Origin of the sequence: Aneurinibacillus soli, from assembly GCF_002355375.1 — a bacterium.
GTDB classification, from domain to species: Bacteria; Bacillota; Bacilli; order Aneurinibacillales; family Aneurinibacillaceae; genus Aneurinibacillus; species Aneurinibacillus soli.
Genome location: NZ_AP017312.1, coordinates 2,379,966 through 2,392,054 on the forward strand (window position 1 = coordinate 2,379,966; position 12,089 = coordinate 2,392,054).

The window sequence follows — 12,089 nt, forward strand, 5'->3', positions numbered from 1 at the left end:
AGAAAGGAGAGATACAAAGTGGCAAAATTGAAAGCAGCCATTATTGGTTCCGGCAATATCGGAACCGATCTCATGTATAAACTGGAGCGTAGTGATGTGCTTGAGCTCACAGCCGTCATCGGCATTGACCCGGAATCAGACGGACTAGCGCGTGCGGCAGAACGTGGATATTTGACGTTTGCAAATGGAATTAAAGCGCTTGAGGAAAATCCGGATATCGCTGATGTTGTATTTGATGCGACATCAGCTAAAGCGCATGTGCGCCATGCTAAAACATTGCGGGAGCTGGGCAAGCTGGCCATTGATTTGACACCAGCAGCACGCGGCCCGTTTCTTTCCCCGGTCGTGAATTTAGGGAGCAATCTGGATGCGGATAACGTGAATTTGATTACGTGCGGCGGACAGGCGACCATTCCGATGGTACATGCCATTAATCGGGTAGCCGATGTGTCATACGGTGAGATCGTCGCCACCGTTTCAAGTAAAAGCGCAGGTCCTGGCACGCGGGCAAATATCGATGAGTTTACGATTACAACGCGTCGTGGGATCGAGGAAGTGGGCGGCGCCGATCGCGGCAAGGCGATTATTATTTTAAATCCGGCTGAGCCACCGATTTTGATGCGGGATACGGTACATTGTGAAGTGAAAAACATGGATGAAGAGAAAATTCGTGCGTCCATTGATGAAATGATCACAGAAGTGCAATCGTACGTGCCGGGGTATCGCTTGAAGCAGGAGCCATTGTTTGATGGCAATCGTGTCACGGTGTTTCTGGAAGTGGAAGGGGCAGGCGATTATTTTCCGCCATATGCCGGTAACCTTGACATCATGACAGCGGCAGCAGTGCGTGTGGCAGAAGACTTTGCACGTCACAGACTCGCGACAGGAGGAGAACGTTATGAAACGAAACAGCGATAAACCGATTCGGATTACGGAAGTATGTTTGCGTGATGGGAGCCACAGTGTTGCACATCAGTTTACGGAAGAACAAGTACGCTCCGTGGTGCGTGCTTTAGATGACGCTGGTGTGCACTACATTGAGGTATCACATGGAGATGGGCTCGGCGGTTCGACGCTTCAGTATGGCCGCTCGTTGGTCGATGAGATGAAGCTGATTGAAGCAGCGGTGTCGGAGTGTACAACGTCTAAAATCGCTGTGCTCCAATTACCGGGCATCGGAACGGTACACGAATTGAAGCAGGCGCATGCGCTTGGTGCGAAGCTGGTACGTGTCGCAACGCATGTTACGGAGGCAGACGTATCGGCTCAGCATATTAATATGGCACGCGAACTGGGCATGGAGACACTCGGCTTTCTGATGATGACGCATACCGCTACACCAGAAAAGCTGCTGGAGCAGGCGAAATTGATGGAAAGTTACGGGGCGGAAGCAGTCTATGTGACGGATTCTGCGGGGGCGCTACTGCCAGACGATGTACGGGAGCGCGTGCGTCTGTTGCGTCAGGAGCTGTCATGTGAAATCGGCTTCCATGCGCACAACAATCTGTCGCTTGCGGTTGCTAATACACTGGCTGCCATTGAAGAGGGGGCAACCCGTATCGATGGAAGCGTACGCTGCCTCGGTGCGGGAGCGGGGAATACACAGACAGAAGTATTGATCGCGGTACTCGCTCGTCTTGGAGTGGATACCGGTGTTGATTTATATAAAATGATGGATTTAGCCGAAGACGTGGTCGGTCCGATCTTACCGCGCTCGCAGGAAATCCGCAAAGGCAGTCTGGTAATGGGCTATGCGGGTGTGTATTCTAGCTTTCTTCTTCATGCGGAGCGGGCGGCTGCTCGCTTTGGCCTGGATGCACGCGATATTCTCGTCGAGCTTGGCCGTAGGAAAGCGATTGGTGGACAGGAAGATATGATTATCGACGTAGCAGCAGATATTGCCAAACAGCGTAAGCAGGAGGTCGTTCAGTAATGAGTTTAACACCAGAACAACTAGAACAATGCGTGGATATTGTGGAACACGGTGAAGCGGAACGCCAAGAAATCGACCGTCTGACAGAACAATATCCGAACTTGACAATGGAAGAAGCGTATGACATTCAACAGCGCCTCATCGCGCGCAAACAGGAGCAGGGCCAGCGTGTTCTAGGCCGTAAGCTTGGATTAACGAGCCGTGCCAAGCAGCAGATGATGGGTGTGCATGAGCCGACATACGGCACGCTTGTTGATTATATGCTGATTAATGAGGGTGAACCTGTCTGTTATTCGGAACTGATTCACCCGAAAGCAGAGCCAGAAATTGCATTTTATTTAAAAGAAGACCTGGAAGGACCAGCCGTAACCGGTGCACAAGTGCTGGCTGCCACGGAATACGTGTTTCCTGCGCTTGAAATTATCGATAGCCGATATCGCGATTTTAAATTTACGCTGGTTGATGTGATTGCGGATAATTCATCTTCGGCACGCTATGTGCTCGGCGGCAAGCCAAGCCGCGTGACCGATCTTGATTTGAGCCTGATGGGCATGGTGTTTTATAAGAACGGGGAGATTGTCGATACAGCAGCAGGAGCAGCTGTGCTCGGCCATCCGGCAACTGCAGTCGCCTGGCTCGTTCGTAAGCTACATGAACGAGGTGAGAAGCTGTGCAAAGGGGACGTTGTGCTGAGTGGCGCATTGACCGGAGCGATTGATTTTCGTCCGGGAGATATCGTACAGGCACACTTTGAAAAACTCGGCAGCGTGACGCTGACGTGCAAGGAGTAGGAGGGAACGTATGCCGCTTATTCAAATTAATATCGTAGAAGGTCGTTCCGATGAGATGAAGCGCCAGTTGATGAAGAATGTGACAGAGGTTGTGTCCGAAACACTTGGTTCACCGAAAGAAGCGATTCGGATTCTGATTAATGAAATGCCGAAAAACCACTGGGGCATTGGTGGAGTACCGATGTCTGATCTCAAAAAATAAGAACAGCGGAGGAGAACCTATGCCACAGACAAAAGTAGACGTGCGTGAAGTGAAGCTGTATATTAACGGACAATATGTGGATGCGACGTCGAACCGCCTGTTCGATGTGCATGATCCATCGACAGGGGAGCTAATTGCCCGGGTTCATGAAGCGAGTGAAGCAGACGTACATGATGCGGTCATGGCAGCACGCCGCGCGTTTGAAGAAAGTGAATGGCGGACGATGCCGGTGAAACAGCGCTGTGCACTTGTGCGTCGGATGGGCGATATTATGATCGAACGGAAGGAAGAATTAGCCCGTCTTGAAGCATTAGATGTAGGTAAACCGTATCGTGATGCGCTCGAACACGAAATTCCGCGTGCCGCGAACAATATGAAGTTTTTCGCAGATTTTATTGAACAGCATGGTTCAGAAGCGTTCCCAGTTGATGATCAGTTCTTGAACTATACGCTGTATGAGCCAGTCGGGGTAGCAGGGTTGATTACGCCGTGGAATCTTCCGTTCATGCTTACGACATGGAAGCTAGGGCCGTGTCTGGCGACAGGCAATACAGCGGTGATTAAGCCGGCGGAATTAACGCCGCTTACGGTAAGCTTACTTGGCGAAATTGCTAAAGAAGCTGGCATTCCAGACGGGGTTGTGAATGTCGTGCAAGGGTTCGGTCCAAGGTCAGCGGGTGAGTTCATGACGACGCACCCGGAGATTGATCTGATTACGTTCACAGGCGAGACAGCGACAGGTAAAGCGATCATGAAAGCGGGATCGGATACGTTGAAGCGTGTATCTTTTGAGATGGGCGGCAAAGCAGCGAACATCGTATTTGCGGATGCAGATCTCGATCAAGCTGTATCGACCTCCATTCGTGCCGCATTTATGAATGCAGGGCAAGTATGTCTGGCAGGTTCGCGCTTACTTGTACAGCGTGATATTTATAATACGTTCGTTGATAAACTTGTAGAAGCAGCCAGTCGTCTGAAAATCGGTGATCCGCAAGATCCGACTACAAATTTGGGACCGCTAATCGGTGAGGAGCATTATCGTAAAGTAACTGGATATTTGGAAGTAGCCGCACAGGATGGAGCAGTGCTTGCATACGGTGGCAGACGTCCGGAACTGCCGGAACATTTGCAGAACGGCTACTATCTGGAACCGACAATTTATACGCATGTAAGTAACCAAATGCGCGTCTGCCGAGAAGAAATTTTCGGACCAGTTGTTGTAGTCGTGCCGTTCGATACGGAAGAGGAAGCGATTCAAATCGCCAACGACACTGAATACGGACTGAATGGGATGCTGTGGACGAGTGATGTGAAGCGGGCGCACCGTGTAGCCGCAAAAATTCGGGCTGGTACAATCTGGGTGAACTGCTGGTTCGTGCGCGATTTACGTGCACCGTTCGGGGGCTTCAAAAAGAGCGGCATCGGACGAGAAGGTGGTAAGTTCAGCCTTGAATTTTTCACAGAAGCAAAAAATGTTTGCGTAAGCTTGGTTGAATAAAAGTTTCAGGTATAGAAGTGGACGTTCCTCTAGAGGAAAGTAGCAGGCTGTCGAGAAAGTCTCGACAGCTTTTTACGTTTACATATAGTATCTACTCGACTACGCCATTTTTTTTGATTTTTACTACGGGTATGATCGATACTTTTGCCTTTGAGAACTCCAAGGGCCAGTGATCCTCAACCTTTTTCCATTCTGAATATTGGTAAGCGCGTGCCTGCCATCCGAATCCAAAGGGATCAAGTTGTTTCTTTTGTGCTTTTTTAATTAGACCATTCAGTTCCTTTGTGAACTGCTTGGTAAGGATGGCTTCAAGCTGCTCCTTATTTTTGGTTACATTCATATCGAATGTACGTTCAGTTAAATCAACATTCATCTCCAGCTGTACAATAAAAGAAAAATGATTATGCTCATGAGTAATCGAAATCTTACGTTTGGCTTTATAAACATCGATGGATGTAAAATCTGTCCCTTTTTTGTTTTGCAGCGGGTTTGGAGTTTTAAAAGAAAAAGGGGGCATATGCATCGTAAAAGATACTGGCGGGTGTTCACTTTTTTGCAGCATTAGAAGGAGGGCACTTTCATGACGATCGAGTGACAGCTCATACATTCCTTTTTTATTTAAAAGAGCTGAGCCGGTTATCGTAAGCGCCTTTGGTCCCTTCTTGATTTCGGTAATGAAGGGAGTAATTCCTTTATCGAACGCTATTTTATGAAAATGTTGTGCGGTAACAAAAACTCCTTGATTTGAATCTCTTCCTACATCGACTACGTTTTTTATGTACATAGGCAGGATTGGTTTATCGTTAAATTTACTGTTTATTAGCGGAGCAATGGGTCCTTTTACAACAACCAGGCACATATTCCCTGAGTTTTTTGCATCCCGATAAATACTATCAAGCAAAGTCATAACCCCTTGTTTTTTCAATAAGTGCTCGCTAAACATAATGACTTGTACTTTTCCAGTCGTGATCTTTCCATTCATCATACTGTCAAATATTTGTCTAGCTTGTCTGTTGGTATTCACTTTTGCGCTGTGGATTTCATATTTGTTCTTTGCTTCTTTATTGAAAACAGGGTTCAACTGATAGACCGTTAATTTTCCTTTTTCATCTATATCTAACGCGTACACTAACGATAAGGTTGTTTCCTCCACACTAAGTCGGTCTCCACAACCTGAGAGAAATAGTAAGTAAAAACAGAGTAGAATAAGCTTAGCCTGTTTTTTCACGAGATCTTCCTCCCCTCCAGTATGTATACACCGTCACATATAAAAAGAATAGAACAGGAAACGTATACCCTACAATGTAATCTACAAACCCCCACCATTTCTTTAGGATTTCAAGTTCTTCATAAGAAAGCGTGAATACAGCAGATAAAATTACAATAAACGGTAATACAAGATAAGGGATTTTCCACTTTGGTTTATTGAAAAGCTGGCGAAGACTATCTATGACAAAAAAGATATAAGGTATAATTGCAGTAGAGAAAACAAAAATATAAAACGATAAAAAGATAATTTCCAATCGTTCAAGGAATGGAAATTTGATGGGCTTGACAAGTGTAAGCGTAGGCCATAAAAATTGTGTGATTTCATCGGGACTAAAATAAACAAAGCAGCTTATTGTGATTTGCAAATAGATGATTAATGTAAGCGTGTTAGCAATCAACATTCCTTTAACGGCAGATTGTTTGTTTTTTAGATAGGGATAAAAGAGAACGGCCATTTCAAATCCCAAAAAACCTACAGCTGTTTCTTTTACCCCATGAAGGATCGGAAGCCATCCATCTTTTAAAATAGGGAGGATATAAAGCCACTGACTGTCTTTAAGTGGGATAAGCAGTAAGGCAGGCAAAAAAAGTGTGAAGAAAAAAACAAAGACAGCATAGCGTGCTATAACGTTTACACCTCCGCGAAAAAGAGGAAAAGCACTGCACATAAAGAGTGCCGCTATGACATAGCGAGGCATATGGGGTAAAATCCATTCCTGAAGGAGAAATAATGTGATGAATAGAATGGAGATGGCAGAAAACGTAGCGTGAAATATCCATAAGATCATGAACACTTTCCCTAGTGTCTTTCCTGTGTAACGGATTAAGATTTCCTGAAAAGTTTCTCCAGGGTGTTTGGACATGAAGGAAATCACACATAGGCCAGCTATAGTAGCCAACATCCATCCAAGGATAATCGAAATCCATCCGTCTGTTCCTGCGGTTTTCGCTAAGGATGAAGGAAGTGTTAATATACTGGTGGCTACCTCGACTCCATGAATGGCGAGGACATACTGCATGAAGCTTATTTCTTTGAATGTATTCATGGGTCCTCCTTATGGTTTGGTGTACTTCCTTGCCGGTTTATTTGTTTAGGACGGATGGATAGAGGGCGCTTTTTCATCATCCAGATCGGTAAGCGAAGAAACGTATCTTTTATGTCTGGTATGCTCGAAAATGAAAGGAAGTTCATGTAGGGACTTCCTAATGACTTTAAAGACAGTAAATGTCCGATCAGTAACATCATTCCCGAAATGATGCCGATCATCCCGAATATAGAAGCGAGAATCATCATAGGGAAGCGAAGGATTCGGATTCCAGCTGACATGTCTAGATTTGGAATGATAAAAGAAGCGATGGCGGTCAAAGCTACTACGATTACCATGATATTGCTGACAAGCCCGGCTTGCACGGCAGCTTGTCCAATTACGATACCCCCAACTACCCCTATCGTTTGTCCGATAGGTGCAGGGAGACGAATGCCGGCTTCACGAAGCATCTCCAGGGCTAGTTCCATCAGCAGCGCTTCAATAAGGGGAGGGAAAGGAACTTTTTCCCGTGATTCGGCAATAGATAAGAGCAGTTTAAGCGGAACAATTTCATAATGAAAAGAAACCATGGCGATATAAAACGCAGGCGCAAAAATAGCAATGAAAGCTCCAATAAAACGGAGCAGGCGAATGAAGGAGGCGATAAGCCATCGGATATTATAATCATCAACAGTTTGAAAGAACGAAGAAAAAGACATAGGTCCAATCAGAACCCCTGGCGAGCGATCTATAATAACGGCGATTCGCCCCTGTAGAATATGAGAGGCTGCCGTATCAGGGCGTTCTGTAATGATAAATTGAGGGAAAGGTGTATAGGAATGATCTTCAATAAACCCCTCTAACTCACCGGTGCTAAGAATCGTATCCACTTTGATTTGTGTAATTCGCTTCTGCATTTCTTGAAGAAAATCTTGATTTATAACATCCTGGAGATAAAGTAGCGAGACGGTTACTTTTCCCCGGTCACCGACTGTACACTTAGTGACTTTTAATTCCCGAGTAGGGATATACCGACGAATCATTGAAATATTTTGACTGGCTGTTTCGGTGAAACCTTGATGCGAACTTTTAATCGATGATTCTACTTGCGGTTCCTGGATGGCACGCTGTGGCCAATTTTGTGTTTCAAACCCGAATGCAAAAGAACATCCGTCAATAAACAGTATGCTTTTTCCACCAAGAAGGTCCTGTTCAATCTCAGACCACTGCTCCATTTTTTTGATGGGGCTCATAGAGACTGTTAATTCCAAAGGGCCTTCTTGATCCCACTTTTTAGATAGAAGTGGCGGAAGGATATCTTTATTAATCATGTTCCGATCTACTAAGCCATCTATATAAAAAAGAGCAGCCTTTTTTTCTGTTTGTAATAAGAGTTCGTGAGAAGTAAGATCCGGCATATTACTAAAAAGTTTGGCTAGATCCTGCATATTAACAGAGAGGGAAGAATCAATCTTGCTGTGCAGGAGAGCAGTCGCTTCATTTTGTGTAGGAAGTGCGTTCTTTCCTCTGATCCAATTGGTGAAAAAAGTCATGTTGTTCCTCTTGATCCACTTTTATTTTTATTTAGTATGTGTAGTGTGGATAAGAAGATACGCTTTAATTTTTTGAGTCTATGTAAAGTGTAGCCTCGCTGAAAAAAGGGGGAAGCGGGATATTTTGGATGAATGTGCTCGCTCTGGTAAAAATAAAGAGGAAAGTCGGCAGGAAATAGCGAATGATTTATAGTAGATAATGACCGAGTATGCCGATGTGTATTTTATTTTGAGGAGGACATAACTATGTATGATATTCTCGTAATCGGAGCCGGACCAGCCGGGGCAAGTGCTGCTCTTATCGCGGCAAAATCAGGCAAGAAAACGCTACTTCTGGACAGCAATCAAAGTATTACAAAAAAAGCGTGGATTGAAAACCACTATGGTGTAAGAGAGATCACAGGACCTGCTCTTGTTGAACTCGGACAGGAACAGGCGAAAAAGTTCGGTGCCGAGCTTGTGCAAACAAAAGTAGAGAACATCGAAAAAGCGAGCGAAGGACTGCGGGTTGACACAGAAAACGGTTCGTTTGAAGCACGCCATGTCATTCTTGCAACCGGTCTTTTCACTGATCTGGCAGAAAAGATCGGTGTTCAAACAAAGTCGGGTACCGAACCGCGCGTCAAAACAATTGTTGATGTTGATGCTCTCGGGAAGACAAGTGTAGAAGGCATCTGGGCCGCAGGTGGTATTGCGGGGAAAAGCTTGCATACGATTATTGTAGCAGGCGACGGTGCGAATGTTGCCATTAACATTATTAGTGAGTTGAACGGCGAACGATATGTCGACCATGACGTATTAAAATAATTTGGTGTGATCCTTCGTATTATTGGGGAGGCAATGTCTAAAAAGGGGTAGAGAGTAGATGACAACCTTATTTTCTCCATTCGCAAGTAAAGATTTACACGTGAAAAATCGTATCGTTCTGCCGCCGATGTGCCAGTATGAAGTACATAAAGAAGACGGGATCCCGACTGACTGGCATTTTGTGCATTATGTCAGCCGGGCTGTTGGTGGCTTTGGCCTGATTATTTTGGAGATGACGGCAGTCGAACCGGATGGCCGGATCACAAATCGCGATCTTGGTCTGTGGTCGGATGAGCACATTCCAGCGTATAAAAGAATCGTGAATCAGCTGCACGAATACGGCGCAAAAGCGGCGATTCAGCTCGGACATGCCGGAAGAAAAGCGACAGATGCCGCCATTCCGGTTGCGCCGTCGGCGATCCCATTCGATCAGGCATCAAAAGTTCCGCAGGCATTAACAGCGGAAGAAATCGAGCAGCAGATTGACTATTTCCAACAAGCAGCGCTGCGTGCTGTGCAGGCAGGATTTGACACGATTGAGATTCATGGTGCACATGGCTACTTGTTGCATCAATTTCACTCTCCGCTTACCAATCAGCGGGAGGATGAGTACGGACGCGACTTGACCCGATTCGGTGTAAAAGTTGTTGAGGCTGTTAAGAAAGTCATTCCAGAATCGATGCCGCTAATTATGCGTGTGTCGGCACAGGAGTATGTCGAGGGTGGATACGACGTTTCGTATGCGATCGACATCTGCCGCGCCTACAAAGAAGCAGGCATTGACATTTTTCACATTACATCTGGCGGGGAAGGCCCGATCGGTTCTGGCGGTAGACCGGGAGTGGAAGCTGGGTATCAAGTGCCACTTGCTCAGGCTGTGAGAGAGGCGCTTGCAGTTCCGGTGATTGCGGTTGGAAAGCTGGAAAACCCGGCTGATGCGGCACGTGTTGTGGAGAGTGAGCAAGCGGACTTTGTGGCAATTGGCCGTGGGGCGTTGCGCAATCCTTTCTGGGCGCTTCACGTCGCGCAGGCTGAAGGGAATAAAGAAGTCATTCCGGCTGCGTATCAACGAGCATTTTAAAAAAGAAAAAACATCCTGTATCCACCCTGATGCATAGCGGTCGGATACGGGATGTTTTTTATTGAAGGAGCAAACGAACGTGGGAATTTGAAATGGATGTTTATCACTTTAATGGTAATAAACTAAAAATTTGTAGTAAAATAAAAATTGTAAATAAGGAGGTAGGTATCCAGAAAGTATTTTACGTCGTATTGAAGAAGACGATAAAGTAGGTGCCTCAAAAGGAGTGGTTGTTATGAACAAAGAATCTAAACGTAGAATAGCGATGCTTTTTATTTTAGTACCCATTTTACTATCAATTTATTTAACCTTTAAAAGCGAGTTTTTGATACCAAAAGGGTATGACTTAGCAATTGAAGGCTATGTAATATCTAGAACCTTGATGATTATTTTTACATTTTATTTATTGACGCAAGCTGGATATTACATTATTAAAAACACAAAAGACTAACACGGCTTTTCAACCGCAACTTCGGCATGAAAATGGGTGTTGCGGCGAGTATGGACCGAAGTGGTAAGAGGAAGAGAAGGACATAAGAAGAGGCTACCCCGTTCGCCATATTCTGGCTTTTAAGACAGCCTTCTTCCTCATCCATTTTATTTTTTACTTTCGACACACTCGTTCCAGGCTGTCATTCCACCTTCAAGTGAAACCGCGTTTCGTCCGCGTTCTCGCAGTAGCTGGGCTGCTTTCCCGGCTTTGTTTCCGGTTGTACAGACGGTAATGATTTGTACGTCCTGCGGCAGACGATCAATCCGATCGAGGGCTTCCTTATCGTTGTCTCGCATGGCGACATAGGCAATATTATGAGTTTCTCGTCCCTCTACATGCAGACTCCCTGCCTCGTATTTTTCCACATCTCGCACATCGAGAAACAGAACAGGCTTTCCTTCCGTGAGTATGTTCTGTACTTGTTGTGGTGATAGTTTCTCGTTATTCATTTTGTATAACCTCCCTTTTTTTGTTCATTGTAGCACAGTTTTTTATGTACACTCATTATTTACATGTAAAAATGTATCAAGAAACCGGCGGGCGCTCTGTGACACATATCGATCACGAAGCCAGATTACCGCTGACTCGGACTGAATGTTAGCATCGATAATATTCAGGATGGAAAACTCCTGTGCGGACTGCCTGGTTAGTGCAGATGTGGGGAGCAAGGTAACGCCTACGCCTTCCCGGACGAGTGAGAGGAGCATGCTGGCGTTTGGGCATTCGCATACGACATTCGGTTTACATCCGTGCCGCCGGAATTCTTCCATTGTTACTTCATACGTTCCCGTTCCGTTAATGCGGTGCAAGAGCAGCAGGGGAACTTTCGCCAGGTCCTGTACTTGTATGCTGCCATCTGGAAAACGAGTTTCCCACTCCTTTGGCATAACTGCAACGAACGGCTCGGACGGCAGTGGAATCGAGGCGAAGGTGGTCATGTCCACTGGCAAGCGTACAAGCGCAAGCTCGATTTTTCGGTCGTGCAACTCTTCTGATAATCGGAAGGAATCCCCTTCACGCAATTGAAAACGAAGGAGCGGATAGTGTTCGCGGAAGTGGCGAATGCGCTCGGGCAGATGGGAAAAACAAGATTGCACACAGCCGATTGATAGCACGCCGCTGATCCCTTTACCGACTTGTTGTACTTCGGTTACGGTTTCCGTAAGATGGTGCAACAGTTGCTCCGCTTTTTCATATAAGGCCGCTCCCGCCTGTGTGAGCTCCATCTGTCTGCCGTTCCGCTCTAGCAACAGTACACCAAGTTCTTGCTCAAGAAGTTTGAGCTGCAAGCTCAGCGGTGGCTGCGCCATGTGCAGCCTTTTTGCGGCCCGGGTAATCTGTCCTTCCTCTGCGATTGTTACAAAATACCGCAGCTGTTTAATATCCATTTGATCGCTCCTGTCTGCTGTTTTCTATACTTTTTACATATACATA

General features: G+C 45.9%; 13 protein-coding genes. 8 read left to right on the forward strand and 5 right to left on the reverse strand.

Annotated elements, in window-relative coordinates; translation table 11 throughout:
- Window positions 1–18: 18 nt before the first annotated feature.
- Genes CB4_RS12085 through CB4_RS12105 form a run of 5 tightly spaced genes read left to right on the forward strand, consistent with a single transcriptional unit; the run spans window position 19 to window position 4,424 of the window.
- A complete protein-coding gene (locus CB4_RS12085) occupies window positions 19–918 on the forward strand; it encodes an acetaldehyde dehydrogenase (acetylating) (protein WP_096466045.1) in 900 nt (299 codons plus the stop codon).
- Window positions 899–1,933 (forward strand): 4-hydroxy-2-oxovalerate aldolase, encoded by a 1,035-nt coding sequence (gene dmpG, locus CB4_RS12090; RefSeq protein WP_096466046.1) that lies wholly within the window; start codon window positions 899–901, stop codon window positions 1,931–1,933. Before CB4_RS12085 ends, dmpG begins: the two co-directional genes overlap by 20 nt.
- Window positions 1,933–2,724 carry a 2-keto-4-pentenoate hydratase gene (locus CB4_RS12095; RefSeq protein ID WP_096466047.1) on the forward strand — a complete coding sequence of 264 codons (792 nt, stop codon included), beginning with the start codon at window positions 1,933–1,935 and terminating at the stop codon, window positions 2,722–2,724. Before dmpG ends, CB4_RS12095 begins: the two co-directional genes overlap by 1 nt.
- A 10-nt stretch (window positions 2,725–2,734) precedes the next feature.
- Window positions 2,735–2,926: a 4-oxalocrotonate tautomerase gene (locus CB4_RS12100; RefSeq protein WP_096466048.1), complete on the forward strand. Its 192-nt coding sequence runs from the start codon at window positions 2,735–2,737 to the stop codon at window positions 2,924–2,926.
- A gap of 19 nt (window positions 2,927–2,945) precedes the next feature.
- Window positions 2,946–4,424 (forward strand): aldehyde dehydrogenase, encoded by a 1,479-nt coding sequence (locus tag CB4_RS12105; protein ID WP_096466049.1) that lies wholly within the window; start codon window positions 2,946–2,948, stop codon window positions 4,422–4,424.
- 91 nt (window positions 4,425–4,515) lie between these two features.
- Here the strand turns inward: CB4_RS12105 and CB4_RS12110 are convergent, their stop codons facing one another.
- From CB4_RS12110 to CB4_RS12120, 3 genes are read right to left on the reverse strand one after another with little or no spacing between them, the layout of a single operon-like run.
- Window positions 4,516–5,652, reverse strand: a complete 1,137-nt coding sequence (locus CB4_RS12110; RefSeq protein WP_157737957.1) for a Ger(x)C family spore germination protein — start codon at window positions 5,650–5,652, stop codon at window positions 4,516–4,518.
- On the reverse strand, window positions 5,636–6,739 hold the full coding sequence (locus tag CB4_RS12115) for a GerAB/ArcD/ProY family transporter (RefSeq protein WP_096466051.1): 1,104 nt from the start codon (window positions 6,737–6,739) through the stop codon (window positions 5,636–5,638). Before CB4_RS12115 ends, CB4_RS12110 begins: the two co-directional genes overlap by 17 nt.
- A complete protein-coding gene (locus tag CB4_RS12120; RefSeq protein WP_096466052.1) occupies window positions 6,736–8,274 on the reverse strand; it encodes a spore germination protein in 1,539 nt (512 codons plus the stop codon). The genes CB4_RS12115 and CB4_RS12120 overlap by 4 nt, the downstream gene beginning before the upstream one ends.
- Window positions 8,275–8,520: 246 nt before the next feature.
- Here CB4_RS12120 and CB4_RS12125 point away from each other — a divergent pair, with 246 nt between their 5' ends.
- The 3 genes from CB4_RS12125 to CB4_RS12135 all read left to right on the forward strand — a co-directional run bounded on the left by CB4_RS12125 (window position 8,521) and on the right by CB4_RS12135 (window position 10,613).
- Complete coding sequence (locus CB4_RS12125) at window positions 8,521–9,081, forward strand: FAD-dependent oxidoreductase (protein WP_096466053.1); 561 nt, start codon at window positions 8,521–8,523, stop codon at window positions 9,079–9,081.
- 58 nt (window positions 9,082–9,139) lie between these two features.
- Complete coding sequence (locus tag CB4_RS12130) at window positions 9,140–10,162, forward strand: NADH:flavin oxidoreductase/NADH oxidase (RefSeq protein ID WP_096466054.1); 1,023 nt, start codon at window positions 9,140–9,142, stop codon at window positions 10,160–10,162.
- Window positions 10,163–10,397: 235 nt separating this feature from the next.
- Complete coding sequence (locus CB4_RS12135) at window positions 10,398–10,613, forward strand: hypothetical protein (RefSeq protein ID WP_096466055.1); 216 nt, start codon at window positions 10,398–10,400, stop codon at window positions 10,611–10,613.
- 146 nt (window positions 10,614–10,759) lie between these two features.
- Here the strand turns inward: CB4_RS12135 and CB4_RS12140 are convergent, their stop codons facing one another.
- Window positions 10,760–11,104: a rhodanese-like domain-containing protein gene (locus CB4_RS12140; protein ID WP_096466056.1), complete on the reverse strand. Its 345-nt coding sequence runs from the start codon at window positions 11,102–11,104 to the stop codon at window positions 10,760–10,762.
- A gap of 42 nt (window positions 11,105–11,146) precedes the next feature.
- Entirely contained in the window at window positions 11,147–12,043 is an 897-nt protein-coding gene (locus tag CB4_RS12145) for a LysR family transcriptional regulator (protein WP_096466057.1), read from the reverse strand.
- Window positions 12,044–12,089 lie beyond the last annotated feature (46 nt).

Excerpts from the sequence above, each read along its gene's own strand:
- dmpG (WP_096466046.1), top strand. The coding sequence starts at position 899 with ATGAAACGAAACAGCGATAAACCGATTCGGATTACGGAAGTATGTTTG.
- CB4_RS12095 (WP_096466047.1), top strand. The coding sequence starts at position 1,933 with ATGAGTTTAACACCAGAACAACTAGAACAATGCGTGGATATTGTGGAA.
- CB4_RS12100 (WP_096466048.1), top strand. The coding sequence starts at position 2,735 with ATGCCGCTTATTCAAATTAATATCGTAGAAGGTCGTTCCGATGAGATG.
- CB4_RS12105 (WP_096466049.1), top strand. The coding sequence starts at position 2,946 with ATGCCACAGACAAAAGTAGACGTGCGTGAAGTGAAGCTGTATATTAAC.
- CB4_RS12115 (WP_096466051.1), bottom strand. The coding sequence starts at position 6,739 with ATGAATACATTCAAAGAAATAAGCTTCATGCAGTATGTCCTCGCCATT.
- CB4_RS12120 (WP_096466052.1), bottom strand. The coding sequence starts at position 8,274 with ATGACTTTTTTCACCAATTGGATCAGAGGAAAGAACGCACTTCCTACA.
- CB4_RS12125 (WP_096466053.1), top strand. The coding sequence starts at position 8,521 with ATGTATGATATTCTCGTAATCGGAGCCGGACCAGCCGGGGCAAGTGCT.
- CB4_RS12130 (WP_096466054.1), top strand. The coding sequence starts at position 9,140 with ATGACAACCTTATTTTCTCCATTCGCAAGTAAAGATTTACACGTGAAA.
- CB4_RS12135 (WP_096466055.1), top strand. The coding sequence starts at position 10,398 with ATGAACAAAGAATCTAAACGTAGAATAGCGATGCTTTTTATTTTAGTA.
- CB4_RS12140 (WP_096466056.1), bottom strand. The coding sequence starts at position 11,104 with ATGAATAACGAGAAACTATCACCACAACAAGTACAGAACATACTCACG.
- CB4_RS12145 (WP_096466057.1), bottom strand. The coding sequence starts at position 12,043 with ATGGATATTAAACAGCTGCGGTATTTTGTAACAATCGCAGAGGAAGGA.